The organism is Billgrantia saliphila, from assembly GCF_002930105.1.
GTDB lineage: Bacteria > Pseudomonadota > Gammaproteobacteria > Pseudomonadales > Halomonadaceae > Halomonas > Halomonas saliphila.
Genome location: NZ_PJRN01000007.1, coordinates 1 through 25832, shown reverse-complemented (window position 1 = coordinate 25832; position 25832 = coordinate 1). Strand labels below are relative to the sequence as shown.

Below are 25832 nucleotides of genomic sequence, written 5' to 3'. Positions count from 1 at the left end.
GGGAGCGCCTCAGGGCGTCTCGCTGTCGTCGGTTGCCGTGGCTTCGCGGAAGCGGCTGGGCTCGCGAATGGCGATGCGCAGCGTCGCCGCCAACGTTTCAAGCAGCGCCAGGCACAGCAGGCCGACGCCGGTAGCCAGCACGGTCTGAGGGATCCATAAGGGAATCGACAGGAAGCCCGATGAGACATCATCGAAATCGCGGCTCTCGCGGGCGAGCTCAACCAGCCCGTAGCCGAGCAGCACGCTGATGGCGAGTGCCACCAGCAGGCAGAAGACCTCGAACCAGGCGCGTGCCGCCGAGGGCAAACGGGAAATCAGCAGCGTGACGCGAATGTGCGCGTGATGCACGAAGGTGTAGGCAAGGCCCAGGAAGGCCGCTCCGACCAACAGGTAGGCGGCGATCTCGGACAGCCCGGTGACGCTCAATCCCAGGCGAGCGAATCCCGTCACGGACAGCAGGGCGTCGATCAGCCGGAAAGTGACCTGCAACGCCACCAACGCGCAGATCATAACCATGCAGGTCGCGGCACCCCAGGCGCCCAGGCGATAGAGAAAGTGGAATTTGTAGGTCATGGTGTGGCCTCGCGGCGAGCGGTAGAGGCGATACGCGGCGGGTAGCCGCCGCGTATCGCGGACATGGCTCAGTTGCCGCGCTTTTCGCGGTACTCCTCGAGTACCTGCTTGGCATCTTCGCCGGCACGTTCCTGCCAGTCGGCGAATAGCTGGTCACCGGCTTCCTGCAGCGCTGCCGCCACCTCGTCGTTGGGTTTCGACACGGTGATTCCGTTCTCCTGCAGCGCCTCGAGGCTGGCCTCGTTGTCCTCGCGGCTCATCTGCCAGCCACGCTCCTCGGCGCGTGCCGCCGCTTCGAGCAGGGCCTCCTGGGTGGCCTCGTCGAGACGGTCGAAGGCGCGCTGGTTGACGAACACGATATTCTTCGGCAACCACAGATTGGCGTCGGTGTAATGCGAGACGTAATCCCAGGCGGTCATCGAATTGCCGGTCGAACTCGAGGTGATCATGGCGTCGACCCGGCCGGTGCTGAAGGCGGTTGGAATGTCGGATTCCTCGGTCTCGGTCGGGTTGCCGCCGAGATTGTCGACGAAGCGCTGTGTGTTGATGTTCGGCGCGCGAACGCGCAGGCCCTCGAACTGCTCCGGGTCGGTCAGCTCGAAGTCGGTATAGATGCCTTGAGCCGGCCAGGCCACCGCGTACAAGGGCTTGAGCCCCTGGTTGGCGAACAGCTCCTCGATGACCGGGCGGGTGGTCTCCCACAGCGTATACGCCTCGTCATAACTGCCGGCGACGCCCGGTAAGGTATCGACCTCGAAGATCGGATCGTCGTTGGAGAGTACCGAGAGGAAAACCTCGCCCACCTCGACGGTGCCGCGGCGCACGGAGGGCTTGATCTCGCCGTGGGCGACCAGCGAGCCGCCGCTGTGCACATTGATGGTCAGTTCGCCGTCGGTGGCTTCGGCCACGTCCTCGGCGAACTGCTTGACGTTCTGGGTGTGGAAACTGGCATCGCCATAGGGGGTGGCCATGGTCCATTCGACGGCATGGGCGGTGGCGGTGAGGCCGCAGGCGGCGGCCAGTAGCAGGGTACGGGAAAGAGTCTTGTGCATGATCTCGTCTCTCTTGTTGGTCTTGTTGTATTGAAGCTTTAGCCGGCTTACGCCTTCCTGAACAGCTGCTCTTCGCGATTCTTGAACGCCTTGAACTCCAGCGCGTTGCCGGAAGGATCGTAAAAGAACATGGTCGCCTGTTCGCCCGGTTCGCCCTTGAAGCGGATGTAAGGTTCGATCTCGAATTCGACGCCATGGTCACGCAGTTTTTGCGCCAGCGCTTCCCACGAGGCCATGTCCAGCACGACACCGAAGTGGGGCACCGGCACGCCGTGGCCGTCGACCGGATTCTTGTGGCTGGACACGGGGTTGTCCTTTAGGGCGGGATTCAAGTGGCAGACGAATTGATGTCCATACAGGTTGAAATCGACCCAGCTATCCGACGAGCGGCCCTCCGGACAACCCAGGAAGTCGCCGTAGAAACGGCGGGCCTCTTCGATATCGTGAACCTGCACGGCCAGGTGGAAAGGATCTTTCACAAGCATTTTGAATGTCTCCAAGTTTCAAGGTGGCGACCAGTCGCTGCACCCCAGGTGCAAGCGTTGCGCTATCACAGCGAAGCAGCCGCTCGCGCCGCCTGGTCATAGAGACCCGACATCGCGCGGAGCATGCCTGCCAGCCTGCTCATTTCCAGGCGTTCGATGCCCATTGACGACAGGGAGTCGACGAGACATGCCTCACGTATCTCAGCATAGCGACTACAGGCTTCTCGACCCTCGCTCGTGGTGCGGAAGAATGTCTCCTTGCCTTGTTTTTCTCCATTGACCAAATTCAGCTTAGCCAACTTCTTTAGCGCATAAGTGACCGTATGCGTGTCTTCGACATTGAGCACCAGGCAGATGTCCGACTGGCGCTTGGCCCTCTTGCGGTGATTGACGCTATGCAATACCAGTATGTCCAGGGAATTCAACTCGGAATACCCGGTGGCTGTCATGCAGCGCACCATCCAGCGATGAAAGGCGTGACCTGAAATGATCATGCCGAATTCGAGCTCCGATAGCTCTTGAGCGCTATGCGAGAGATGCTCTGAGGAGACGATCGGGCCGCGAGCGTGTGGTTGAGTTATCTTCGAGTCTGTCATCAACAAACTGCCCTATTGTTTTGATGTGCCTGAGCATGCGTGTTCCAAGGGCGCCATGGCAAGCAGGGCGTTGGGCACCGCCAACAGCTTTTTTCGAGTCGACATACGAGCATTGCCAAACGAGGTGGCGAACGTGCACGGTTGACACGATCATAGTGTGAATATAGTTTCTTTGTAAATTACACAAAAAATATAGGTATAGTCCTTGTGACTTCCTCTCCTTTATTGAGCGTCGAGTCCCTCCACGTCGCCTTTGGTCGCAATGAAGTCGTCAAGAATCTCTCCTTCAGCGTTCAGGCAGGGGAGACGCTCGCCATCGTCGGTGAGTCCGGCTCCGGCAAGTCCGTCACTTCGCTGGCTATCATGCGCTTGGTGGAGTATCAGCATGCCTCGATCACCAGCGGCAGCATCCGCTTCCAGCGCGCAGATGGCACCACCTGCCTCGACCTGACCCAGCTCACCGATCGCGAGATGCGGCGTATCCGCGGCAAAGAGATCTCGATGATCTTTCAGGAGCCGATGACCTCGCTGAACCCGGTCTACACCATCGGCGACCAGATTGCCGAGGTGCTGGTACTGCATGAGCAGCATGACCGGTCTTCCGCGCGACAGGAGGCCATACGGCTGTTGGAACTGGTGCGCTTGGCCGATGCCGAGTCCCTGCTCAAGCGTTATCCCCACCAGCTCTCCGGCGGGATGCGTCAGCGCGTGATGATTGCCATGGCCCTGGCTTGCAAGCCAAGAATCCTGGTGGCAGACGAACCGACCACGGCACTGGATGTGACGATTCAGGCACAGATCCTGGCCATCATTCGCGATCTGCAGAAGGAGCTGGGGATGGCGGTGATCTTCATTACCCACGACATGGGCGTTGTGGCTGAAGTCGCCGATCACGTAGTCGTCATGAGAGAGGGGGAAAAGGTCGAGGAGGCCCCGGTAGAGGAGATCTTCGCCAACCCCAGGGAGCCCTATACCAAGGCACTGCTCTCGGCAGTGCCCAAGCTTGGCAGCATGCAAGGTCATCGCCTGCCTCGGATCGACCCCTTGATCATCTTCGACGGCAGTGAAGCTCGCAGGATCGGCGAGTCCAGGGAGCAGGATACCGTCCAGCAGGACGCATCGCCGATCGTGCGGATCGACAACTTGGTCACTCGCTTCGACATCCGCAAGGGGTTCTTCGGCGGCGTTAGCCATCGTGTCCATGCCGTCGAAAACGTCAGCCTGGAGATCTACCCCGGGGAGACGCTCGCGCTGGTAGGCGAGTCGGGGTCGGGCAAGTCGACCATCGGCCGTACCATCCAATTGCTTCAGGAAAGCACCAGCGGCGACATCCTCTTCTCAGGCAAGCCGGTAGCGCAGATGAGCCGCATCGAGAAGATGCGCCTGCGCCAGGAAGTGCAATACATCTTCCAGGATCCTTTCGCCTCGCTCGACCCGCGCAAGAGCGTTGGCTTCTCGATTGCGGAGCCCATCCATACCCATGGCCTGCTCAGAGGCAGGCGCAATGTCCAGCGCCGCGTCAGCGAACTGCTCGAGCGAGTGGGTCTGAAGCCAGAGCATGCCGAGCGTTATCCGCATGAGTTTTCCGGCGGCCAGCGCCAGCGTATCTGCATCGCCAGGGCGCTGGCGTCACGTCCCAAGCTGATCATTGCCGATGAAGCGTTGTCGGCACTGGATGTATCGATTCAGGCTCAGATCATCCATCTGATGATGACGCTGCAGAGAGAAGAAGGGCTGGCCTACCTGTTCATCAGTCACGACATGGCCGTCGTCGAGAAGATGAGTCACCGAGTGGCGGTGTTGCACCTGGGACAGGTCGTCGAGCTGGGACCCAGGCATCGCGTGTTCGACGCTCCCCTGCATGCGTATACCCGTAAGCTGCTGGCAGCCGTGCCGGTGGCCGACCCTTCCCAGCGCCATGAGCACGTGCTGCTGGAGGGAGAGATCCCGAGTCCCATCAGGAAGGTGGGTGACGAGCCGAGTGTCCATCCTTTGATCGAAGTCCACCCTGGCCATTTCGTCTCTCGCGAGGCGAGCCACAACCACAGTGCCCAGTCGCTGTGAACAATAACGTTCAGGAGACAGGAACATGAAGAACAAGAGAGTGTTGATCAAAGCGCTGGCAGCGGCATCGGCCCTGTCGGTTTCCGCCGTGTCTCAGGCCGGGTCGTTGACGATCGCAACCCCTCAGGATCCCGGCAGTTGGGATCCTATCGATACGTTTCTGGTGAACTGGGCTTCGCTCGCCACCAATGTGTTCGATGGGCTTACCTATCGTGGGCCGGACCTGGAGCTGGTGCCCGGTCTGGCCACACGTTGGGAAGAGCTGGATGACGGCACGCGCATTCGCTTCGAGCTGCGAGATGGCGTGACCTTCCACAACGGTGAGCCTTTCAATGCCGAAGCGGTCAAGTTCACTTTCGAGCGCCTGCTTGGGGAAGAGGGGGCGAAGGGACCCCAGCGCTCCAACTATACGGCGATCGAGAGCGTCGAGGTCATCGACGATCATACTGTCGATTTCCATCTGAGCGAGCCCGACCCGGTACTGCTGACCAAGCTGGCTGGGTATGGTGCCATGATCGTGCCGCCGGGCTACATCCAGGAACATGGTGACGAGCACTTCAACAACAATCCGGTAGGTACCGGCCCCTTCAAGATGGTCGACTATCGCCCGCGCGAAGATGTACGCCTGGAAGCATTCGCCGAGCATTGGGGTGGCGCTCCCAAGCTCGACAGCGTCACCTATCGCTTCATCTCCGAACCCTCCACGGCCGTTGCCGAGCTGCAGTCGGGACGTGTCGATATCGTCATTCCGCCGACGATCCCCATCGGCATGATCGATACCATCAACAACCACGACGGCATCCGGGTCGTGAGTGTGCCTTCGCCCACGGTGGAGGCGATTCGCTTCAATACTCGGTCGGGCATCACTGCCGATGAGAAAGTGCGTCAGGCCATGATCATGGCGGTGGATCGCCAGGCCATCATCGACTCCATCCTGGCCGGTGAAGGGGAGGTGATCGCCAGCTTCCAGAGCTCCCAATCGTTCGGTCACGATCCAGAGCTGGAGCCGTACCCTCACGATCCTGAGCGTGCGCGTCAATTGCTCGATGAAGCCGGTGTCGAGCCGGGGGCCAACGTGCAGATCGACGTGCGCGGCAACGATGCCACCTTCGGTGAGGTCGCCCAAGTCGTAGCGGCCTATCTTCAGGGGGTGGGCATCAACGCATCGATCCAGCCCTACGAAACCAATGTGCTGCTCAACGACATCATCCCGGCGGGGCGTACCGGGGAAATGTTCCAGCAGAAGTGGGGCGGCTGGACCTTCGATTACGACAACACCGCCTATTTGATGTACCACACCGGTGAGCGCTGGAACCCTTACGACAGCGACGAAGAGCTCGATCGCATGCTCAACGCACAGCGCGGTATCACCGATCGCGACGAGCGCGAGGCCATGCTGCAGGAGATCGCTCGCTATACACAGGAGAGGGCGCTGGAAATGCCTCTGTACAGCCTCAACGCTCTCTATGGCGTCAGCGATCGGGTCCAGGGCTTCGAGCCTGCTCCCGACAATCGTCTGCGTCTGACCGACGTCAGCGTCTCGGAGTAAGACCCCGTTGTCGGCCGCCCCTCCGAGGGCGGCCGCCGGCTATCGTCCAAGGGAGCCAGCCGTGGCAAAGTTCCTGTTCTACCGCTTACTCCAGGCCGTTTTCGTTGTCCTGGCGGTCACTTTGATCGTCTCGTTCGCCATTCGCCTGACTGGTGACCCCGCCGTCATGCTGGCCCAGGGAGCGGGGAGCATCACCGAGGCCGATCTGGAGCGCATCCGCGAAGCGCTAGGGCTCAACCAGCCGTTCATCTCTCAATACCTCGATTTTCTTCGCGGCTTGCTGGTGGGCGATCTGGGTCGCAGTTTCATGGGCGGCACCCAGGTCAGCGACCTGATCGGACGCGCCCTGCCGGCGACCCTCGCCCTGGCATTCGCTTCGCTGTTCGTTTCCATCGCGGTTTCCATTCCCCTGGGCATCAAGGCCGCGGTATCCCGGGGGCGCTGGCCGGACCAGCTGATCCGCGTGTTGTCGCTGATAGGGCTCTCCTTTCCCAACTTCTGGCTGGCCATCATGCTGGTGCTGCTTTTTTCCATCACCTTCAACCTGCTGCCGCCCAGCGGCATGGAGGGCTGGTCCAGCTTCATCATGCCGGCGGCCACCATGGGCATCATCCTGACGGCCACCAACGTCAGGCTGGTGAGAACCACCATGCTCGACACCCTGCGTTCCCAATACGTCATGGTGGCCAGAGCCAAGGGGCTATCCAATTCGGTGGTGCTCTACAAGCATGCACTGCGCAACTGTTCGATCCCGTTGATCACCTATTTTGGCTTGCAGTTCGGCGGCCTGTTGGGAGGCATCGTGGTCGTGGAGCGGGTCTTCAACTGGCCGGGGCTTGGCACGCTTGCCTTCGAGGCCGTGGCTGCGCGCGACTACCCGGTGCTGCAAGGCGTGATCACCGTGCTTTCGTTACTGATCATCACCATCAACCTTCTGGTGGACATCGCCTACGGGTTGGTCGACCCCCGAGTGCGTAAGGACTAAGCGCGATGCTGTCTCTCAATTTCCCGTCCCTGAGGCGTTTCAAGAACTTCGAGTTCATCCTGGGTATCCTGCTGGTGGGGGGAATCGCTGCCGCCATCCTGCTCTCCGGCTGGCTGTTTCCCGGCGGTGACAGCGATATCAATCTCGCCATGCGCCTGTTGCCACCCATGACCGAATCGGCTTATCCGTTGGGTACCGATCCCCTGGGGCGCGACCTGCTGGCCCGGGTGGTCATAGGCGGCGAGATATCTCTCAAGGTAGGGATTTATTCCGCCTTGGGGGCGGTCGTGATAGGCATCGTCATGGGGCTCGTTTCAGGCTACTACGGCGGCATCATCGATATGCTGGTAATGCGCTTCGCCGACGTGCAGCTGGCGCTACCCTTCATCCTGCTGGCGATTACTTTCATCGCGGTGATAGGCGGCGGGCTGACCAACATGATCATCCTGTTGATCATTTCCCAATGGGTGCAGTATGCGCGCCTGGTGCGGGGATCCGTGCTGTCGCTCAAGGACCGTGAGTTCATCTTGTCGGCCAAGGCCATTGGGGTGCGCGACGTGCGCATCCTGTTCCAGCACCTGCTGCCCAATCTCATCGGTCCCGTCATCGTGCTGATGACCCTGAACGTGGCCAACAACATCCTGCTGGAAAGCAGCCTGACGTTTCTTGGCCTGGGCGTCGATCCTTCTGTCCCGAGCTGGGGCGGCATGCTGGCCGAAGGCCGTACCTATCTGCAGACGGCGTGGTGGGTCAGCGTATTCCCGGGTCTAGCGATCCTACTGACCGTGCTGGGTCTCAACCTGCTGGGCGACTGGCTGCGCGATACCCTCGATCCCACCGGGAGGACCTCGCTGTGAGGCAGACCCTGCTCGAGCAAATCTTCCAGCGCAGCGTCGACGCCCTGGTGGCCGAGTATAGCGACCCCAAGGCCCGCGGTGGCTCGCTCGATGCATGGGTGTTCGACGACCTGGCGGCTCGTCGTGGCGCCGAGCAAAAACTGGCCCGTCAAGGCGTCCGGGCGCGCTTCCGTAGCGCTTACAAGCCGCTGGTGCACTTTTTCCTCGAGGAGGTCGGTGACCGGCGACTGACGGCAGCGACGATACGTTATCCGTCCCCGACAGTGTCGCCGCGCCGCTTTCTTCTTGAAGCCTATCCCTTGGCCGGCTTGCTGGGCGACGAGGTCTCTTTGACCTGGGAGCCGGTGGCGGTTGAAGCGGCCACGACCCGTTACTTCTACGAAGTGCACCTGACCGGTGCCGATGGTGTCGTAGCGAAGCACAGCGTTGCAGCACCCAACCGGTGGCATCACGATTACGTCGACACTCTCCAGTTGTCGCCTTGCGGTTGGGTGAGCTGGTGCTCGGCCGCCGGTGAACGTCACGACGAGCCGCTGCGCACCGACTACGAGCAGCTGTTCGAGTCGGCCATGGAGGCGGTCACGGGGAGCGAATGGCCGGGTGAACAGCCTTTCTTCGAGGAGCTGAACCTTAGGGTCGTCCTGCCTGGTCGAGATACGCCATTGCCGTACGCTGAGGAGCACATCAGCCTGGCGGAGGGGCTGCACGAGGATCTCTATTTCTCGTTGCTGGAATATTTCCAGCAACGCGCCGGGCTGTCGCTGGGCGATCGCTCGGTTCAGCCCGGGCAGATCGTGCCGGAGGTACTGACGCGTCCGGATGCTGCACCCAGCGCCATCGTTACACTGCAAAGTCTGCACGTGTCGGCGGTACCGGCACCTCCCGACGTGCCCTTGGACAGGGCTGACCGACCGCTGAGCGAATCCCAGGTCAGTGCTCTGCTCGAAGCGCTGGGTCAGCGAACCCTGCGCTCTCACAGTCGTAGCGGGCGCCCGGTAGTCGCGCGGTATCGTCCCGGAAGCGACAGGGCCGTCCTGATCAGTGCCGCTCAGCATGCCAACGAAACCTCCGGCATCGTGGGGGCTCTGCGGGCAGCCGCTGAACTGGACGAGCTCGCGCACGCCCACTTCGTCATCTCCCCGTTGGAGAATCCGGACGGCTACCATCTTCGCCAGCGCCTGGCCGTGGAACAACCTTGTCATATGCACCACGCCGCCCGTTATACCGCGTTCGGTAACGACCTGCAGGCGCAACCGCTCGCCGGCGGTTTCGAGCACGCCATTCGCGAGCGGGCCATCGAGTGCAGCGGTGCCGGGCTACATGTGAACCTGCATGGCTATCCAGCCCATGAGTGGACTCGCCCATTGACCGGCTACGTTCCACGTGGTTTCGAGATGTGGACGATCCCCAAGGGCTTCTTCCTGATCGTCCGCTACCGTGAAGGATGGCAGCATCAGGCACAATGGCTACTCGAGGAGGTCATCCAGGACCTGGCGAGCGTCCCTGAGCTGGTCGCGTTCAATCGACGCCAGATCGCGACCTTCGAGGCGCATGCAGGTGAGCTCGATTTCCCTATCTTGCATGACATTCCTTATTTGCTGATGCGGGATGATGCCCAATTGACGCCACTGATGCTGATCACCGAATACCCCGATGAGACGGTACATGGCGACGCCTTCATGCTCGCGCATGAAGCGCAGCGGGCAACGGTCATCAGCGCCTACACTCACTATCAACGGCTCGAACCAACCTGAACGTGTACGCACGCATAGGCAGCGCTTTCCACCATCGATGAGCTAGGTGACATAAATGCTTCAAGCAACTTTGCCATTACTCAACTGCGACATGGGCGAGAGCTTCGGCAACTGGTCGCTGGGCATGGATGAGGATGTCATGCCCTACGTCGACTGTGCCAATATCGCCTGCGGCTACCACGCCTCCGACCCCCACGTGATGCGCCGGACGGTGGCGCTGGCGGCCCGGCATGAGGTACGGATCGGTGCCCACCCGGCCTATCCCGACCTGATGGGGTTCGGACGTCGTTCCATGGCCTGTTCTCCTGCGGAGGTCGAGGACATGGTGCTCTACCAGGTGGGTGCGCTCGCCGGCATCTGCCAGGCAGAAGGCACGACCGTAAGCTACGTCAAGCCGCATGGCGCGCTGTACAACGACATGGCCCGGGATCCCGAGCTGTTGCGCGCTGTGATGCGCGCGGTTCAGGCCTTCGATCGGAGCCTGCCGCTGATGCTGATGGCTACCGCCAATCCCGAGCCGAGTCGTCGCCTGGCCGCCGAGATGGGCGTCTCGGTATGGTTCGAGACCTTCGCCGATCGGGCCTACGACGCCCATGGCCATCTCGTCTCACGCCGCTTGCCGGGAGCAGTGCACCACGACCAGTCGATCATCGTCGAGCAGGCGGTGCGCCTGGCCAAGGGCGAACCGCTGCGCTCAGCGGATGGCACCGAGCTCGAGCTGCCCTGTGACACCCTGTGCGTGCATGGCGACAACCCCGAGTCGGTAGCGGCGGTGCGGGCCATCCGCGAGGCCTTTCAGGCGCTGGAGTCGGCGTGAAGGAGTGTCCCCGTATCGAGCTGACGGCCATGGACGTCCTGATGATTCGGCTGTTCGATGCCATCGACGAAGCCAACATGCCTTGGGTCATGGCCGCCGACCGGGCGCTGCGCGACGCCTTCGGCGATGAACTGATCGACCTGGTTCCGTCCTACACCACGTTGATGCTGCATTACGACTGCCTGAGGCTGGAACACGGGCAGGCCCGGGAGCGTATCGAGCGGGTGCTGCAACACCTCGAGCCGGCAGGTACCGAGCTTGGCGAGCGACACGAGATCCCCGTCTGGTACGACCCCAGCGTCGGCCCTGAACTCAACCGCGTCGCCGAGCGTGCCGGAATCGCCATCGAGGAGCTCGTGCGTCGACACTGTGCCCGCGACTATTACGTCTTTGCGCTCGGCTTCGCGCCCGGCTACGGCTTCATGGGACTGGTCGAGGAGAGCTTGGCCACGCCGCGCCTGACCACGCCTCGCCGTCGCGTGCCCGCTGGCAGCGTCGGCATTGCCGATCGCCAGACCGCCATCTATCCGCTGCTCTCGCCGGGTGGCTGGAACATACTCGGACGTACCGCGCTGCCATTGTTCGAGCATGCCCGCCGGGGCGAGCCGCTGCTGCGTCCCGGGGATCGTGTTCGCTTCGTGTCGATCCCGCGCGACGAGTTCGTGCGACAGGGCGGCGATACCACGCCGCTGGAGGAAGCCCGATGAAGGAGGTGACAGCGCAAATTGCCTGCCTGCGTGTCATTCAGGCCGGCCCCCTGGCACTGATCGAGGATGGCGGTCGCTTTGGGGTGCGTCACCTGGGGGTGACCCAGAGCGGCGGCGCCGACTGGGTGTCGCTCCGCTGGGCCAATTGGCTGCTAGGCAATGAGCTGGACAGCGCGGCGCTGGAGATCGTGATCGGTGGCGGACTCACCCTAGAAGCCGAGAGTGATGCCACGCTGGCACTGGTGGGCGCGGATCTCTCTGCCGAACTCGACGGGGAGCCGCTCGCGCCGGGCGCCAGCTTTCGAGTCTTGGCCGGTCAGCGCCTCGTCTTTCGACAGCCGCGCAACGGGTTGCGTGCCTACCTGGCGGTGCCCGGCGGCTTCGATGTTCCCGAGGTATTGGGTAGCCGCAGTGCCACGCCGCGCGAACGGCTCGGCGGCCACGCCGGCGACGGCAGGTCCTTGCAGGCGGGCGATCGGCTGAGTTGGCATGGCAGCGCCGATGCCGGAAGAGAGCTGCCGTCCGCCGCGAGTGCGTACGATACCCTGACAGGCGATCGGCTCGCGCTGGTCCTCGGCGCGCAGATCGGTCACTTTTCCGGCCCGAGCCTTTACCGGGCCTTCAACACGCCCTGGCGCGTCGACGATCGCGCCGATCGCATGGGCGTGCGCCTGGTGGGTCCCTCGTTGCAATGTCAATTGGCCGGCATGGTGTCTGAGGGCATACCGCTGGGAGCGGTCCAGGTGCCGCCCGATGGACAGCCCATCGTATTGTTGAACGATCGCCAGACCATCGGCGGCTATCCGCGCCTCGGGGCGTTGACGCCCCTCGCCGCCGCGCGGCTTGCCCAGTGTCTACCGGGGCAGGGGCTGCGACTGGTGGCGATATCGCGCGCTCAGGCGCTCGAGGCGCACCGGCGCTGCCTGGCGGCATTTTGCTGACGTCGCTTCGCTGAGCGTGGCATGGGGCTCGGGTCAGGCGCCCAGGCCGCTCTCACGCAGCAGTTGGTCTAGCGCCGGCGGCTCCACCACGAAAGAGGCATGGGAGGCGTCCTCCAGCAACAACTGGGTCTCCAGATCGCTCATGCCCACGGCGAGGCAGCGCTCGATGAGTTCGCTCTTGGGAATACCGGTCCGCTGAGCGAGGCGTTGCAGGCGGGTTTCGATGTCACGGGAAAAACGCAGCAAGTGTGGCATGACGCCCTCTCTCGGCCCCTGACGGCAGCTGCCGTGCGCGGCCATGGTCGTGTTGTGGTGCCTTCAAACATAAGGCGCCGGTTCGCTCCTGTCACCTGCGAGTATGCCGCCTTGAGATGACAGGCCAGTGACGAAGGGCTCAGGCTAGTCCTCGGCGGGTCATCACTTCGGTGATGATCGGGACCGGCGTCATCAGGTGCTCTCGCATCATATCCGCGGCCCGGCTGGCTTGACGTGCAAGGATCACGTCGACCAGGGCAGCATGTTCCTGGCGCTTGCGCTCCAGCGCTTCCTCGGAAAATACCGTCTCGCGCAACCACAGATGGCGATAGCGTTCCACCTGGTCGAACAACCCTTGGCGCACCTGTAGCAGATGCGGGGAGCGACAGCCGCTGGCAATGGCAGTATGGAAGGCCTTGTGGCGCGTATCCCAGACATCGAGCAGCTCGTCGGGGCTGTTGACTTCCATGACCTTCGAGAGCGTATGGGCCTTGGCCAGGATATCGGCTTCCCAGCTGTCGTCGCCACGCTCGATGGCCAGCTTGAGCATCATGCCCTCGAGCTGGGCGCGGGCGTCGTAGAGATCGGCGAGCTCGGCCAGCGACATGGGAGCAACACGGTAGCCGCGCTGGCTGATGGCGACTACCAGCCGCTCGGCAACGAGCTGGGACAGCGCCTCACGCAGCGGACCGATGCCCAGTTCGTAGCGCTCCTTCAGCCGACTCATCAGAAGCTTCTCGCCCGGCTGAAATACGCCGCGAATGATGTCGCGCTTGAGCCAGCTGTAGGCGCTGATGCCCAGGTTCTGGCGAGGCGGGCTATCGATTGTCATATGTCGCGTTTTCCTTGCTTTTGCCGAGCATGATACCCAAACGCTACCACTCTCGGTAACCGCCTGGCATTCCCATCAAGTATCTACATTCGCCGGCAGTCTGCCGTCAGCGCTTGTCCAGAGTCGACACCGTCCAATCGACCAGCTCGCGCGAGAGCCTGTCCGTTGCCAGACCCAGCGCGTCGATGACGTCGACGATCGCCTCGCTCGAGGCCCGTTGTTGCTGGACGAAGCGATGACTGGCCAACAACTGCTGTGAGCGAACCTCGATCAGCCTGACATCGAGACGAATGACCGCCTCGGGGGTGCCGCCGCGGTATTGAGGTCGCTGAGCAGCTCGACATCCGCCGACATGGCGCCTTCGTCATGAATGAGGCGAGGGATACGCCCATCGTCATGGAAGGCATCGAGCAGGCGGTCGTGCAGCAATCGGGGCGGGGCATCGGCCCAGCGGGCCCCGCGGTAGGCCTGGGGTTGGTGGGGCGTGGACATGACCACGATACGCGCGCCGTCCAGCAGGCCGCTGGCGCGGGGTGTCGACAGACGCAGGGTGGCATCGATGGGCTCGACCGCCTGCGCAGCGCTCGACGGCGTCAGCGCGGCGGACGGAAGCTCGTAAAGTGTTCACCGGGGTGCGTTCCGGCACCACCCCGCAGCCCGCAACCGCGAGGGCGAACGCGAACGGAAGCCCGCGTCGGCGGCGCGTCTTCATGGGCTGAACTCCTCGACGCGATCGCGGCCCAGCAGGAAGTCCGTGGGATTCTCCTCGATCCGGCGCACCAGCCTGTCGAGGGAGGAGAGAGTATTGCGCAGCTCCTGAGTGATCGGGCCTAACCCTTGAACGCCGCGCAGTCCGCTTTCGAGCGCGCTCTGGTTGTCAGCGAGCAGAAGCTCGATCTGGCGTGCCGTACGCGCCAGGCTGGCGGTGGTCTCGTGGGCATCGATCAGAGCCTCTTCGGCATGCCCTTCCAGCATGCCGCCGGTGCGATCGGCAAGACCACGCAGCTCGGCGAAGGCGCGCATGGCTTCCTGCGAGATCTCGCCAATGCGATCCGTCAACCGTCCGGGAGCGTCGGCCAGGGCGGCCAGATTGGCGGTGGTGCGTTCCACATTGGTCAGAATCCGTTCGATGCTCTCCACGTTCTCTTCCGATAGCAGAACCTCGAGACGTGACAGCACGCGATTGACGCTTGCCAGCAGCTCCTCGCTGTCGTTGAGCATGGTGCTGAGCGGCGAGGGGTCGGCCACGATGCGTGGCGGTGTTTCGCCTTGCGATACCAGCAAGGGACTGTCGGGAGAGCCGCCGTGCAGCTGGATCGTCATGCTGCCGGTGATGTTGGCCAGGGCGAGACGGGCGCGGGTATCGTGGCGGATGGGGACATGGCTCTGCACCTGGATCCGGGCGATCACGTTGCGCGGATCGCCCGGGTCGAGACGCAAGACGGTGACCTCTCCCACGCGCACGCCGCTGTACTCCACGGCGTTGCCCTCCGACAGACCGCTGACGCTGCGGTTGAACAGCACCTCGTAGCGCGAGTAGGCCTCGTCCCGCGTGTTCTGGTTCAGCCACAGGGCGAACAGCGCGCCGCCGACGAGGGCCAGGACGACGAACAACCCGATTACCACGTGGTGGGCACGCGTTTCCATCAGCGCTCCTCCCTGTCTGGACCCGTTCGGGAACGTGCCGCCCCGGCGGCTGCCCGGCCTCGCGGGCCGTGAAAATAGTCGCGCACCCAAGGAGTGTCCGTGGCCGCCACGACCTCGAGCGTATCGGCGACCAGCACGCGCCGATCGGCGATCACGGCGACTCGATCACAGCTCGAATACAGCGTATCGAGATCGTGGGTGACCATAAAGACGCTGAAACCCAGGGCGTCCCGCAGCGTCACCAGCAGCCGATCGAAGGCTGCGGCGCCTATCGGATCGAGGCCTGCTGTAGGCTCATCGAGGAACAGCACCTCGGGATCCAGCGCCAGGGCTCGGGCGAGCGCGGCACGCTTGATCATGCCGCCGGAGAGTGCGTCGGGGCGCAGGCCGGCGGACGACGGCGGCAGTCCCGCCAGGGCCAGCTTGACCCGCGCGATACGCTCGGCGTCGGGACGCGACAGGCCGGCATGTTCTATTAGCGGCAGGGCGACATTCTCCTGCAGGTTCAGCGAGGTGAACAGCGCGCCGCGTTGGAAGAGGACGCCGAAGCGACGCTCCAGTCGTGCCCGCTGGGCCGGCGGCAGGCGTTGCAGCTCCTCGCCGAAGACGCGAATGCTGCCGCCGTCGGGGCGCTTGAGCCCAACGATGCTGCGCAGCAGTACCGACTTGCCGGTACCCGAACCGCCCACCACGCCGAATATCTCGCCGCGCCGAATATCAAGGTCGATGTCCTCGTGCACCACATGCTCGCCGAAGCGATTGCTCAGGCCGCGTACTTCGATGATGGCGTCGCGGGCATCGCTCACCAGCCCATCTCCATGAAGAACAGGGCAGCCAGGGCGTCGAGCAGAATTATCATGAAGATCGATTGCACTACGCTTGAGGTGGTGTGCTCGCCTACGGATTGTGCGCTGGCGCCCGCCTTCATGCCCTCGAGGCAGCCTATCGCGGCGATGACGAAGGCGAACAGAGGAGCCTTGCCCAAGCCCACCAGAAAGTGGCGCAGCGGAATGTCGCGCTGAAGGATGGTGAGGAACTGAGTGGTGGAGATATCGAGGGCCAGAGCACAGACCAGGGCGCCGCCGACCATGCCGCTGAGCATGCCGACCAATGTCAGCACCGGCAGGCTGAGCAGCATCGCCAGCACGCGTGGCAGTACCAGCAGTTCCATGGGGCTGAGCCCTTGGGCGCGCAGGGCATCGAGCTCCTCGTTCGCCTTCATCGAGCCGATCTGGGCGGTGAAGGCGCTGGCCGTGCGACCGGCCAGCAGGATAGCGGCCAGCAACACGCCGAATTCACGCAGGAAAGAGTAGGTCACCAGATTGACGGTATAGAGGGTTGCCCCGAAGTCACGCAACACCGTGGCGCCCAAGAAGGCCACCACTGCACCCACCAGGAAGGTCAGCAGAGCAACGATGGGAATGGCGTTGAGCCCGGTCTGCTGGATATGCGCCACCAGCGCAGTGAGGCGCCAGCGCCTGGGGCGCAGCAGGGTACCCAGCAGACTGCTTAACGTGAACCCGATGAATCCGAGCAAGGCGAGCTGTTGGCGGCCGAGCCGCTCGACGGCCAGGCCCAACCCGGCCAGGGCGGTCAATGGCGTCGTGCGTGGAGCGGGAGGCGGGAAAAGTGGGTCGCGCATGGCGTCGGCGACGGCCATCAGCATGGCGCGACGCTCGTGCGTCAGCCCGCGTGCGCCTTCGGCGATTTCGCGGAGGGTCTCCGGCCCCAGCAGGTCGACCAGCAGGGCGGCACCGGCCGTGTCCAGGTCGCCGAGTCGCTCGAGATCGATTGTTCGCGCCTCGTGCACCCTGATCACGTCGTTTCTCAGCTGCGCATAGTGTGGCAGCGTCCAGTCACCGACGGCGCGTAGACGATGGGCTTCCTGATCCAGCTTGCCGGGACGTGAGGCGGTGTCGGGCATCGCGTGTCGTCCCTCTCTCCCTGAAATGTCCATCGAGTGTTCTGGACTTCACTATATCGGCATCTGACGAGAGACGACAGCGGGCGTGCAAGCGTGTCCCGATATCCTTAGCGCGCGCCGTGCTGCAGTTCGCCGAGAATGCGCTTGGCCACTTCCTTGAGTCGCGGCCCCAGGTTCTCGATCAGGATCTCGTGGCTGAGACGATGCGAGGCGCCACCGCAGTTGATTGCCATTACCTCGGCGCCATCCTCCAGAATCAGCGGCGTGGCGACGGCACTGATCTGAGATTGCCAGTCGCCTTCAGAGAGGCAGAAGCCATGGCGCGCGTAGTCCTCCTGGCTGCGACGTATGCCTGCTTCCAGCGCTGGCCACTCGTCGCCATGCGCCTCCGCCAATGTTTCCAGCACAGCCTCTCGTCGTGCTTCGCCAAGTCCACAGAGCCAGGCGCGACCGATGGCCGTTGTCGCCATGGGCAACCGCGAGCCCACGTCGAGCCGGAGGATGAGCGGGCCGCTTCCGTGACAACTTTCGACGTACACCATGTCCGCCTTGTCCGCCGCACCCAGGCTGACGTTGCAGTCCGTGGCCTCGGCGAATTGCTGCATGAAGGGGCGGGCGATCTCGCGGATGCCTTGGCTTGCCAGGAAGCGATAGCCCAATGCCAGGATGCCGGGACCCAGACGGTATTTCTCGAGCCGGGAGTTGTGGCGCAGGTAACCGAGCTGGGTCAGCGTGTAGGTCAGCCGCGATACCGTGGGGCGCGGGATTCCGGTACGACCGGAGAGTTCGGCGTTGCCCAGGTACTCCTCGCCGGTACCGAAGGCGCGCAGCAGCTCGAGCCCTCGCGCCAGGGCGGTCACGAAGTTGCGATCCTTGGTGGGCGGTGCCTGGTTGTCTTCCAGAGGAACGGGCTTGTTCATCGATGCATTCCCTGTAGCGAGAGCGTTGCGGAAGGGAGTATCGCATATCGCCCCAGCCGGGTCCGCCTGCGGCGCGGGGCGACGGCGTCATGTCGTGCTAGGCGTCGAGGCGCTCGAGAATGCAGGCGATCCCCTGGCCGACACCGATGCACATTGTCACGAGGGCGTAGCGGCCTCCGGTGGCTTCCAACTGGCGCAGGGCGGTCAAGGCCAACCGCGCGCCGGAGGCGCCGAGGGGGTGGCCGATGGCGATGGCGCCGCCATTGGCGTTGAGCCGGCTGTCGGCGGCATCGAGCCCGAGCTGCTCGACGCAGCCCAGAACCTGCACGGCGAAGGCCTCGTTGATCTCGATGACATCCATTCGATCAAGGGAGAGTTCGCTTCGTTCAAGCGCCTTGCGGCTGGCCGGGACCGGGCCCAGGCCCATCACTCGCGGCGGCACTCCGGCCACGGCGCTGGCGACGATACGCGCCCGCGGCGCGATACCGGCACGCTCGCCGGCCGCCAGACTGCCGACGATCAGCGCGGCGGCGCCGTCGTTGAGCCCGGAGGCGTTACCCGCGGTGACCACGCCGCCCTCGAACAGCGGGCCGAGCCGCGCCAGCTTGTCGATATCGGTGCCTGGACGCGGATGCTCGTCGCGATCCACGTTGAGTGGTGGCTGCTTGCGCCCCTGAGGTACCGCCACGGGGAGCAGTTCGTCGGCGTAAAAGCCGCGGGCCAGTGCCTCGGTGTAGCGTGCCTGGGAGCGGGCGGCGAAGGCATCGCTGGCGTCGCGGCCGATGCCGAGATCGTGGGCCACGTTGTCGGCAGTCTCGGGCATGCTGTGGCTGCCGTACTCGCGGCCGATCCAGGGGTTGGGGAAGCGCGAGCCGATCACGGTGTCGTACATCGGCTGGTTGCGGGCGAAGGGCGTCTCGGCCTTGCCCAGCACGTAGGGCGCTCGTGACATCGACTCCACGCCCCCGGCGAGGAACAGTTCACCCTCGCCAAGGCGCGTGGCGCGAGCGGCATCGATGACGGCGGCGAGCCCGCTGCCGCAAAGTCGATTGACGGTCTGGGCCGCCACTTCCACCGGCAGGCCGGCTACCAAGCCGGCATGCCGGGCGACGTTGCGCGAGTCTTCGCCGGCCTGGTTGGTACAGCCGGCGAGTACTTCCTCGTAGGCCTCGGGCGCGAAGGCGTTGCGCTCGACGAGTGCCTTGAGCACATGCCCCAGCAGGTCGTCGGGACGTACCGTGGCCAGGCTACCGCCATGGCGGCCGAAGGGTGTGCGCAGCCCATCGTAGATATAGACGTCTTGCATGGAGTGTCTCCTGTAGGGCGAAGGGCTCAGGCGCGGGTCAACGGCAGGTCGAGGCTGGCGCGACGACGCAGCCAAGGGCTCGCGCGATAGCGCGGGTCGCCGGTGGCGGCCAGCATGTTGTCGAGAACGGTGAGGATGCGGCGACTGCCGTAGTAGTCACCCATGGCCAGTGGTCCATGGGGATAGCCCAGTCCCAGCTCCACGGCACGGTCGATGGTTGGCGGCTCGGCCACGCCCTGCTGGGCGATCTCGCTACCGACGTTGACGATGCAGGCCACGACTCGCTGCAGCACGAAGCCGTGGCTGTCATGGAAGGCACTGACGGGGGTGCCGTCGTGGCCAAGCAGGGCCATGGCGGCATCGCGAAACTCGCCGCGGGTCGCCGGGGTGGTCATCAGGCTACGACGCTTGTCGAGACCGGCCAGCATGTCCACGGCCACGCAGCGCTCGGCCGGCAAGCCTAGGCGCTGGGCGCAGGCGGTGGCGTCTTCCCCCAGGGGGGTCAGCAGGCATAGCGCTTCAGAGGAGGGCGCATCGCTATCCTCAAGCGGCCAACACGCTTCGCGTACCAGTTCGGCGAGCGGCTGCCGGTCGTTCGTCTCCTCGGCGCCGATCCATACCGGACGCGGCTTCGCCACGGGCAGTGGCGGCTCCTCGGGCACCTGCGGCTTGCCGTCGACATAGCGGTAGAAGCCTTCGCCAGTCTTGCGTCCGAGCAGGCCGGCCGTCACCCGCTGGCGGGTCAACGGCGAGGGGCGAAAGCGCGGCTCCTCGTAGTACTGGTGGTAAATCGACTCCATCACTGCATGGGAAACGTCTAGCCCGGTGAGGTCGAGCAGGGCGAACGGCCCCATGCGAAAGCCGCCCTGCTCGACCAGGATGCGATCCACTGTGACGTGGTCGGTGACGCTCTCGCCGAGAATGCGCAGTGCCTCGGTGCCGAAGGCGCGGCCGGCGTGGTTGACCAGAAAGCCCGGGGTGTCGGTGGCGCGGGCGGTGAAGTGGCCCATCGACCGACCCAGCGCCTCGACCCGCTCGGCGGTGTCGTCATCGGTACGCAGCCCGGGAATCACTTCGGCGATTTTCATCAGCGGCACGGGGTTGAAGAAATGAAAGCCGATGACGCGTTCGGGACGGCGACAGGCCGACGCTATGGCGGTAACCGAGAGCGACGAGGTGTTGGTGGCCAGTACCGCGCGGTCGTCGATGATCGCCTCGAGTTCGGTGAAGAGTTCTTGCTTGGCTTCGAGCTTTTCGACGATTGCCTCGACGACGATGTCACACTCGGCGAGGTCGGCGAGTGTTGCGGCCTCCTTCAGAGCGGCGCGGTAGCGCTCGGCATCGGCTTCGTTCAAGCGCTGCTTCTGTACGCCGCGCGACCACATGCCACCGATGAAGTCACGCGCCTCGCCGACGGCGCCTTCGCGCAGGTCGTGAAGATAGACGGTCAAGCCGGCCTGGGCGGCGATCTGGGCAATGCCGCGCCCCATGGCGCCGGTGCCGACGATGCCCAGCTTTCGAAAGGGGGGCGGGGCGTGGGAAGAAGCGGGGGCGGTCGACATGGGTGGTCCTCCTGATGACGTTATTATGGCTTTATTCCGCAAAGCGGAATTCAGTTTCGTTTATTGACTGCCATCCTAGGCTATGTAACAGTGCCTGACAACCAAATGCGGGCCTTCATTCTGCTAAGCGAAATAAGGGCAGATGACGCCCGTCATTTCAAGGCCTCAAGGCCCAGCACGCTTCGGGGCAGCCGCCATCACCTATGAGGAACCGCCATGATTCGCGATCCCGAATTGCTCGATCAGCTCATCGATACCATTTCCCGCTTCGTGCGCGAGCGCCTGATCCCCAATGAAGCGCGACTGGCGGCAGAAGATGCCGTACCGGCCGAGTTGCTGCAGGAGATGAAGGAGATGGGGCTGTTCGGCCTGTCGATCCCGGAGGAGTACGGCGGCCTGGGATTGACCATGGAGGAGGAGGCGCTGGTGGCGATGGAGATCGGCAAGACCTCGCCGGCCTTTCGCTCGGTCTTCGGCACCAACAACGGCATTGGCGCCCAGGGCATCCTGATCGACGGTACACCTGAGCAGAAGGCCAAGTACGTGCCGCGCCTGGCCACCGGTGAGCTGTTGAGCTCCTTCTGCCTGACCGAGCCGGACTCGGGTTCCGACGCCGCCAGCCTGAGAACCACCGCGGTGCGCGACGGCGACTATTACGTGCTCAACGGCACCAAGCGTTTCATTACCAACGGCCCCGAGGCCGACGTATTCACCGTGATGGCGCGCACCGATCCGAGCCACAAGGGCGCAGGCGGCATCACCGCCTTCATCGTCGAGGGCGATACTCCGGGGCTCAAACGCGGTCCGTCGGATAACAAGATGGGGCAGAAAGGCGCGCACACCTGCGACATCATCTTCGAAGATTGCCGGGTGCCGGCCGAGAACATCATCGGCGGCCAGGAGGGGCAGGGCTTCAAGACCGCGATGAAGGTGCTTGACCGTGGCCGCCTGCACATCTCGGCGGTTTGCGTGGGCGTGGCCGAGCGGCTGGTCGAGGAGTCGCTGCACTATGCCATCGAGCGCAAGCAGTTTGGGGTGCCGCTAGCCGAGCACCAGCTGGTTCAGGCGATGCTCGCCGACAGCAAGACCGAGGCCTACGCCGGCCGCACCATGGTGCTCGACGCCGCGCGGCGCAAGGACGCCGCAGAGAACGTGTCGACGCTGGCTTCCTGCTGCAAGCTGTTCTGTGCCGAGATGGTGGGGCGTGTGGCCGACCGCGCGGTGCAGGTCCACGGCGGTGCCGGCTACATGGCCGAGTATGCAGTGGAGCGTTTCTACCGCGACGTGCGTCTGTTCCGCATCTACGAGGGCACCACTCAGATCCAGCAGCTGGTGATCGCCCGCAACATGGTGCGGGAGGTGACCTGATGGCTCTCTCGGCGACACGCCGGGCGCCGGACGAGGAGATCTTCGGTCGCCTGGCGAGCGACCTGGTGGCCGAGCTGCCCGAGCGCCTCAGCACCCGAGTGCTGGAGAACGCCGAGCGCCTGGCCGGCCAGCCGGCGCTGGTCGACGGCGAGGTGCGCTGGACCTATGCCGAACTGGGACGCGAGATCCGTGCCGCCGCCGAGTGGCTCGACACGCTGGGCATCCGTCCCGGCGATCGCATCATGACGGTGAGCGAAAATGGCCGGGCACAGGTCGTGCTGCTGCTGGCGGCCAGCGAGCGCGATGTCTGGGTAGCGATCGTCAATTCACGGCTCTCGGCCCAGGAGATCGACGCCATCCGCGACAATTGCCGGCCGCGCCGGGTGTTCTACACCAGCGAGGCGTCGCCTGACGCCGAGGCCCACGGCGAACGTCATGGCGCCGAGGCGCTCGAGCACTCCATGCTTGGTCGGCTGCGACTTTCACCACTGGCCGAAGTGGAACCCGAACCGGTCGAGGCCAACGGTGCCGACCAGGTCGCGGCGATGATTTATACCTCCGGGACTACCGGGGCCCCCAAAGGGGTCATGCTGACCCATCGGGGCATCCTGTATATCGCCTCGCTCTCGGGCGGCATGCGGCATCTTGGCGAGGGCGAGCGGGTCTACGGCGTATTGCCGATGTCGCACGTTTTCGGCCTGTCGTCGGTGTGCCTGGGCTCGCTCTACAACGGTGCCTGCCTCTACACCGTGCCGCGCTTCGACGCCGCCGCCATGCTCGAGACGCTGGAACGGGAGCGAATCACCGTACTGCAGGGCGTGCCGGCAATGTTCGCGCGCACGCTGGAGTTCCTGCGTCGCGAGGAGCGATTACTCGTCGCTCCCTCGCTGCGCTACATCTCGGCCGGCGGCTCGCCGCTCGACGGTGATCTCAAGCGCCGAGTCGAGGCGTTGTTCGGCCTCACCCTGCACAACGGCTACGGCCTCACCGAGGCGAGCCCGACCATTAGCCAGACTCGCATCGACGATCGCTTCGACAGCAATACCGTGGGGCGCGTGTTGCCGCTGCTGGAATATCGCCTCGAACCGTTGGGCGAAGCCGGCGAGGACGAACCGGACCATGCCAGTGCGGGGGAGCTCTGGGTGCGGGGCCCCAACGTGATGAAAGGGTATTTTCGCCAGCCAGCGGCGACGCGCGCCTGCCTCACCGAAGAGGGGTGGCTGAACACCGGTGACATCGCCCGCTTCGACGAGGGCGACCAGCTCTATATCGTGGGTCGCAGCAAGGAGCTGATCATCCGCTCCGGTTTCAATATCTATCCGCCCGACGTGGAGGCGGTAATCAACGAACACCCCGACGTCACCCTGTCGGCGGTGGTGGGGCGCCAGGTGGACGGCAACGAGGAGGTGGTCGCCTTCGTCCAGTGCGAGCCCGGCGCCCACGTCGAAGCGAGTGAGCTCAAGGCTTTTATTGCCGAGCGCCTGGCCCCGTACAAGCGACCCACGCAACTGGTGCTGATGGATGCGCTGCCGGCCACCGCCAGTGGCAAGATCCTCAAGGGTCGCCTGCGCGAGCTGGCCAGCCGGGAGGGCGCGGCATGAGCGAGCTTTCGCACCCGCCCACGATGGGCTATTTCGAACTGCTCGGCATGCGCGTGGTGGAGTGGTCGGAAGGCTTCGCAGTGGTCGAGCTGGTGGCTGACGAGCGCCATCTCAATCGCAGCGGTATCGTGCATGGCGGCGTGCTCGGCTCCATGCTCGACAGCGCACTCAGCCTGGCCGGGCTTCATTGCGAGATACCTGGGCGAGTGCGTCGCGGCATGACGCTTTCGCTTGCGACCACTTTCGTTGGACCCGCCGGTCCCGGTGTGCTGTATGCCACCGGCCGGGTGCGCGGCGGCGGACGCAAGGTCTACATGGCCAGCGGTGAGGTCGTCGATGCCCAGGGCGACCTGCTGGCCATGGCCGAAGGTTCGTTTCGGCGTCGCAGCGGCAGCGAATCGTCCGAGGGCATTCCCGAGTGACAGCGGCGCGTCAGCGCACCGGCCTGCTGGCGTTGGTCACGTTGGCCACTCTGGCCCACCTCGTCACAGGCAGTATCGTCCCGCAGGCCATTGGCGTGTTTGCGCTGTTGGCCTACCTGATCTCCCTGCGGGGCAGGTTGGCGGTCATGGCCCGCGGTCTGCTTGTCGCGGCCGCGGTGATGACGCTGGTCGCGCTATGGCGCGTCGATGCCCCCGGCCAGTTGCTATTCGAGGCCGCCGGCCGCTTCGCTTTCTTCGCCACCTTCGTGGTGGCGCTGAGCCTGCTGCGCCTACCGGCCTACCGTTCTCGGCTAGTGCGTCGCTGCGGCCAGGCCATGCTGCTGCAGCCCCCGGGGCGCCGCTATCCGATCCTCTCCATCGGCTCTGCCCTGTTCGGCGTCATTCTCAACATCGGTGTGCTCAATCTGTTCGCCGCTATGATTGAGAAGAGCAACACCCTGGCGGCGGCCCAAGGCCGTGCCTGGGTCCAGCAGGCGCGACAGCGGCGGATGATGCTGGCCCTGCTGCGCGGTTTCGCCCTGGCACCTTTGATCTCGCCGATGGGCATCGGCGTGGCGGTGGTGCTCTCCAACTTGCCTGAGCTGCGCTGGCTCGACCTGGCTCCCTACGTGATCGGGGCCGCCCTGGTCATCTTTCTGGTAGGGTGGGGTGTCGACCTTTTCACCGGTCCGCATCCCGTCGCCCACAAGGCGGCATTGCCCGCACCGTCCTTGGCACCGCTCGGTCGGTTCTGCCTGCTGCTGGTGGGGATCGTTTCACTGGTGTTTCTACTGGCATGGGCGCTCGATGTCCGTCTGCCCATTGCTGCCTTGCTCGGGGCGCCGCTTGGTGCACTAGCCTGGTTGGCCTGGCAGCGCCGTCGCCTGGGCGCGCTGGGGATTCCCGCGGCACTTGCCAGCCTGCAGCGCCAACTGCCCTGGCTGCTGGCGCCCAGCGCCAACGAAGTGGTGGTGCTGGGCGCGGCGGGGTACCTGGGCCATCTGTGCGTCACCTTGGTCGATGTGGAGAGCCTGGGGCCACTGATGGCGTTGTTGGGTCCCTTGGGCGCGGCGAACGCCGTGCTGGCCATGCTGATGGTGGTCGTGCTCGCCCAGGTGGGGATCAATCCGATCGTTACCGTCACCCTGCTGGTCGGGCTGCTTCCCACGCTGCCCATCGACGGCTTGTCACCCGCCATCACGGGAGCCTCCTTGATGGTGGGGTGGGCGCTGGCCTTGATGTCATCGCCGATGACGGCTTCGATGTTGATCCTGTCACGCTTCACCGGCGTGGCTTCGACCCGCATCGGCTATCGTTGGAATGCGCATTTCCTGCTGGCCTGTATCCCGCTGTTGGCAGCCTGGTTCCTGATTGCACCGTGGTAAGGCCATGCCGAGGCTTGACCTCGCTATACGAAATAGTTCGATTCACTAACCAAGCAGCTCGGCCTGTTTGTCAGGCCGTTCGGAAGAACCGGGAGAGAGCCCATGAAAATCCTCGTCGCGGTCAAACGCGTCATCGACTACAACGTCAAGATCCGCGTCAAGGCGGATCACTCCGACGTCGACCTCACCAACGTCAAGATGGCCATGAACCCCTTCTGCGAGATCGCCGT

The 25832-nt window shown here is 64.2% G+C and carries 25 protein-coding genes and 2 pseudogenes; 13 read left to right on the top strand and 14 right to left on the bottom strand.

Translation table 11 applies throughout. From position 1 onward, the window contains the following. Positions 1-9: 9 nt before the first annotated feature. The 4 genes from CYJ07_RS09435 to CYJ07_RS09420 all read right to left on the bottom strand — a co-directional run bounded on the left by CYJ07_RS09435 (position 10) and on the right by CYJ07_RS09420 (position 2604). Positions 10-573: a TRAP transporter small permease gene (locus tag CYJ07_RS09435; RefSeq protein ID WP_104203451.1), complete on the bottom strand. Its 564-nt coding sequence runs from the start codon at positions 571-573 to the stop codon at positions 10-12. Positions 574-641: 68 nt separating this feature from the next. Then, a complete protein-coding gene (locus tag CYJ07_RS09430) occupies positions 642-1625 on the bottom strand; it encodes a TRAP transporter substrate-binding protein (protein ID WP_104203450.1) in 984 nt (327 codons plus the stop codon). Positions 1626-1672: 47 nt separating this feature from the next. Further along, positions 1673-2110: a VOC family protein gene (locus CYJ07_RS09425; RefSeq protein ID WP_104203449.1), complete on the bottom strand. Its 438-nt coding sequence runs from the start codon at positions 2108-2110 to the stop codon at positions 1673-1675. A gap of 65 nt (positions 2111-2175) precedes the next feature. Continuing rightward, positions 2176-2604: a winged helix DNA-binding protein gene (locus CYJ07_RS09420; protein ID WP_331280925.1), complete on the bottom strand. Its 429-nt coding sequence runs from the start codon at positions 2602-2604 to the stop codon at positions 2176-2178. Between the two features lie 309 nt (positions 2605-2913). Between CYJ07_RS09420 and CYJ07_RS09415 the strand changes: the two genes are divergently transcribed. The 8 genes from CYJ07_RS09415 to CYJ07_RS09380 all read left to right on the top strand — a co-directional run bounded on the left by CYJ07_RS09415 (position 2914) and on the right by CYJ07_RS09380 (position 12380). Further along, complete coding sequence (locus tag CYJ07_RS09415; RefSeq protein WP_104203447.1) at positions 2914-4770, top strand: ABC transporter ATP-binding protein; 1857 nt, start codon at positions 2914-2916, stop codon at positions 4768-4770. Positions 4771-4795: 25 nt separating this feature from the next. Further along, positions 4796-6319, top strand: a complete 1524-nt coding sequence (locus CYJ07_RS09410; RefSeq protein ID WP_104203446.1) for an ABC transporter substrate-binding protein — start codon at positions 4796-4798, stop codon at positions 6317-6319. Positions 6320-6380: 61 nt separating this feature from the next. After that, positions 6381-7304: an ABC transporter permease gene (locus CYJ07_RS09405; protein ID WP_104203445.1), complete on the top strand. Its 924-nt coding sequence runs from the start codon at positions 6381-6383 to the stop codon at positions 7302-7304. A 5-nt stretch (positions 7305-7309) separates the two neighbouring features. Continuing rightward, positions 7310-8161, top strand: a complete 852-nt coding sequence (locus CYJ07_RS09400; protein ID WP_104203444.1) for an ABC transporter permease — start codon at positions 7310-7312, stop codon at positions 8159-8161. Then, a complete protein-coding gene (locus tag CYJ07_RS09395) occupies positions 8158-9915 on the top strand; it encodes a M14 family metallopeptidase (RefSeq protein ID WP_104203443.1) in 1758 nt (585 codons plus the stop codon). The genes CYJ07_RS09400 and CYJ07_RS09395 overlap by 4 nt, the downstream gene beginning before the upstream one ends. Positions 9916-9970: 55 nt before the next feature. Beyond that, positions 9971-10732: a 5-oxoprolinase subunit PxpA gene (locus CYJ07_RS09390; RefSeq protein WP_104203442.1), complete on the top strand. Its 762-nt coding sequence runs from the start codon at positions 9971-9973 to the stop codon at positions 10730-10732. Beyond that, entirely contained in the window at positions 10729-11439 is a 711-nt protein-coding gene (gene pxpB / locus CYJ07_RS09385; RefSeq protein ID WP_269320541.1) for a 5-oxoprolinase subunit PxpB, read from the top strand. Before CYJ07_RS09390 ends, pxpB begins: the two co-directional genes overlap by 4 nt. After that, on the top strand, positions 11436-12380 hold the full coding sequence (locus CYJ07_RS09380) for a 5-oxoprolinase subunit C family protein (RefSeq protein WP_104203441.1): 945 nt from the start codon (positions 11436-11438) through the stop codon (positions 12378-12380). The genes pxpB and CYJ07_RS09380 overlap by 4 nt, the downstream gene beginning before the upstream one ends. Positions 12381-12413: 33 nt before the next feature. On the opposite strand, the gene CYJ07_RS09375 is transcribed toward CYJ07_RS09380, so the two are convergent. The 10 genes and pseudogenes from CYJ07_RS09375 to CYJ07_RS09335 all read right to left on the bottom strand — a co-directional run bounded on the left by CYJ07_RS09375 (position 12414) and on the right by CYJ07_RS09335 (position 20826). Beyond that, the gene (locus CYJ07_RS09375) at positions 12414-12635 is read right to left on the bottom strand and encodes a ribbon-helix-helix domain-containing protein (RefSeq protein ID WP_104203440.1); all 222 of its coding nucleotides are present in this window, start codon (positions 12633-12635) and stop codon (positions 12414-12416) included. A 139-nt stretch (positions 12636-12774) separates the two neighbouring features. After that, positions 12775-13467, bottom strand: coding sequence for a DNA-binding transcriptional regulator CsiR (gene csiR / locus CYJ07_RS09370; protein WP_104203439.1), 693 nt, complete (start codon positions 13465-13467; stop codon positions 12775-12777). 106 nt (positions 13468-13573) lie between these two features. Then, positions 13574-13717 carry a hypothetical protein gene (locus tag CYJ07_RS20290; protein WP_231489589.1) on the bottom strand — a complete coding sequence of 48 codons (144 nt, stop codon included), beginning with the start codon at positions 13715-13717 and terminating at the stop codon, positions 13574-13576. A gap of 20 nt (positions 13718-13737) precedes the next feature. Then, positions 13738-14073, bottom strand: a pseudogene (locus tag CYJ07_RS09365) (ABC-type transport auxiliary lipoprotein family protein); the annotation flags it as partial. 102 nt (positions 14074-14175) lie between these two features. Next, positions 14176-15114, bottom strand: a complete 939-nt coding sequence (locus tag CYJ07_RS09360) for an MlaD family protein (protein ID WP_104203437.1) — start codon at positions 15112-15114, stop codon at positions 14176-14178. Then, complete coding sequence (locus tag CYJ07_RS09355) at positions 15114-15920, bottom strand: ABC transporter ATP-binding protein (protein ID WP_104203436.1); 807 nt, start codon at positions 15918-15920, stop codon at positions 15114-15116. Before CYJ07_RS09355 ends, CYJ07_RS09360 begins: the two co-directional genes overlap by 1 nt. After that, positions 15917-17038, bottom strand: a complete 1122-nt coding sequence (locus CYJ07_RS09350) for an MlaE family ABC transporter permease (RefSeq protein ID WP_104203435.1) — start codon at positions 17036-17038, stop codon at positions 15917-15919. The genes CYJ07_RS09355 and CYJ07_RS09350 overlap by 4 nt, the downstream gene beginning before the upstream one ends. Before the next feature lie 107 nt (positions 17039-17145). Next, positions 17146-17958: an IclR family transcriptional regulator gene (locus tag CYJ07_RS09345; RefSeq protein ID WP_104203434.1), complete on the bottom strand. Its 813-nt coding sequence runs from the start codon at positions 17956-17958 to the stop codon at positions 17146-17148. 97 nt (positions 17959-18055) lie between these two features. Further along, positions 18056-19264: a 3-oxoadipyl-CoA thiolase gene (locus tag CYJ07_RS09340; RefSeq protein WP_104203433.1), complete on the bottom strand. Its 1209-nt coding sequence runs from the start codon at positions 19262-19264 to the stop codon at positions 18056-18058. A 26-nt stretch (positions 19265-19290) separates the two neighbouring features. Beyond that, entirely contained in the window at positions 19291-20826 is a 1536-nt protein-coding gene (locus tag CYJ07_RS09335) for a 3-hydroxyacyl-CoA dehydrogenase (protein ID WP_104203432.1), read from the bottom strand. Positions 20827-21042: 216 nt separating this feature from the next. Here CYJ07_RS09335 and CYJ07_RS09330 point away from each other — a divergent pair, with 216 nt between their 5' ends. The 5 genes and pseudogenes from CYJ07_RS09330 to CYJ07_RS09310 form a co-directional block, all read left to right on the top strand. Continuing rightward, the gene (locus tag CYJ07_RS09330) at positions 21043-22194 is read left to right on the top strand and encodes an acyl-CoA dehydrogenase family protein (RefSeq protein ID WP_104203431.1); all 1152 of its coding nucleotides are present in this window, start codon (positions 21043-21045) and stop codon (positions 22192-22194) included. Continuing rightward, on the top strand, positions 22194-23795 hold the full coding sequence (locus CYJ07_RS09325) for a class I adenylate-forming enzyme family protein (RefSeq protein ID WP_104203430.1): 1602 nt from the start codon (positions 22194-22196) through the stop codon (positions 23793-23795). Before CYJ07_RS09330 ends, CYJ07_RS09325 begins: the two co-directional genes overlap by 1 nt. Then, complete coding sequence (locus CYJ07_RS09320) at positions 23792-24217, top strand: PaaI family thioesterase (protein WP_104203429.1); 426 nt, start codon at positions 23792-23794, stop codon at positions 24215-24217. The genes CYJ07_RS09325 and CYJ07_RS09320 overlap by 4 nt, the downstream gene beginning before the upstream one ends. Continuing rightward, the gene (locus CYJ07_RS09315) at positions 24214-25602 is read left to right on the top strand and encodes a hypothetical protein (protein ID WP_104203428.1); all 1389 of its coding nucleotides are present in this window, start codon (positions 24214-24216) and stop codon (positions 25600-25602) included. The genes CYJ07_RS09320 and CYJ07_RS09315 overlap by 4 nt, the downstream gene beginning before the upstream one ends. Before the next feature lie 102 nt (positions 25603-25704). Further along, a pseudogene (locus CYJ07_RS09310) lies at positions 25705-25832 on the top strand (electron transfer flavoprotein subunit beta/FixA family protein); the annotation flags it as partial.

Excerpts from the sequence above, each read along its gene's own strand:
- CYJ07_RS09325 (WP_104203430.1), top strand. The coding sequence starts at position 22,194 with ATGGCTCTCTCGGCGACACGCCGGGCGCCGGACGAGGAGATCTTCGGT.
- CYJ07_RS09420 (WP_331280925.1), bottom strand. The coding sequence starts at position 2,604 with ATGATCATTTCAGGTCACGCCTTTCATCGCTGGATGGTGCGCTGCATG.
- CYJ07_RS09430 (WP_104203450.1), bottom strand. The coding sequence starts at position 1,625 with ATGCACAAGACTCTTTCCCGTACCCTGCTACTGGCCGCCGCCTGCGGC.
- csiR (WP_104203439.1), bottom strand. The coding sequence starts at position 13,467 with ATGACAATCGATAGCCCGCCTCGCCAGAACCTGGGCATCAGCGCCTAC.
- CYJ07_RS09410 (WP_104203446.1), top strand. The coding sequence starts at position 4,796 with ATGAAGAACAAGAGAGTGTTGATCAAAGCGCTGGCAGCGGCATCGGCC.
- CYJ07_RS09330 (WP_104203431.1), top strand. The coding sequence starts at position 21,043 with ATGATTCGCGATCCCGAATTGCTCGATCAGCTCATCGATACCATTTCC.
- CYJ07_RS09350 (WP_104203435.1), bottom strand. The coding sequence starts at position 17,038 with ATGCCCGACACCGCCTCACGTCCCGGCAAGCTGGATCAGGAAGCCCAT.
- CYJ07_RS09320 (WP_104203429.1), top strand. The coding sequence starts at position 23,792 with ATGAGCGAGCTTTCGCACCCGCCCACGATGGGCTATTTCGAACTGCTC.
- CYJ07_RS09375 (WP_104203440.1), bottom strand. The coding sequence starts at position 12,635 with ATGCCACACTTGCTGCGTTTTTCCCGTGACATCGAAACCCGCCTGCAA.
- CYJ07_RS09425 (WP_104203449.1), bottom strand. The coding sequence starts at position 2,110 with ATGCTTGTGAAAGATCCTTTCCACCTGGCCGTGCAGGTTCACGATATC.
- CYJ07_RS09435 (WP_104203451.1), bottom strand. The coding sequence starts at position 573 with ATGACCTACAAATTCCACTTTCTCTATCGCCTGGGCGCCTGGGGTGCC.
- CYJ07_RS09380 (WP_104203441.1), top strand. The coding sequence starts at position 11,436 with ATGAAGGAGGTGACAGCGCAAATTGCCTGCCTGCGTGTCATTCAGGCC.
- CYJ07_RS09390 (WP_104203442.1), top strand. The coding sequence starts at position 9,971 with ATGCTTCAAGCAACTTTGCCATTACTCAACTGCGACATGGGCGAGAGC.
- CYJ07_RS09400 (WP_104203444.1), top strand. The coding sequence starts at position 7,310 with ATGCTGTCTCTCAATTTCCCGTCCCTGAGGCGTTTCAAGAACTTCGAG.
- CYJ07_RS09345 (WP_104203434.1), bottom strand. The coding sequence starts at position 17,958 with ATGAACAAGCCCGTTCCTCTGGAAGACAACCAGGCACCGCCCACCAAG.
- CYJ07_RS09335 (WP_104203432.1), bottom strand. The coding sequence starts at position 20,826 with ATGTCGACCGCCCCCGCTTCTTCCCACGCCCCGCCCCCCTTTCGAAAG.
- CYJ07_RS09360 (WP_104203437.1), bottom strand. The coding sequence starts at position 15,114 with ATGGAAACGCGTGCCCACCACGTGGTAATCGGGTTGTTCGTCGTCCTG.
- CYJ07_RS09340 (WP_104203433.1), bottom strand. The coding sequence starts at position 19,264 with ATGCAAGACGTCTATATCTACGATGGGCTGCGCACACCCTTCGGCCGC.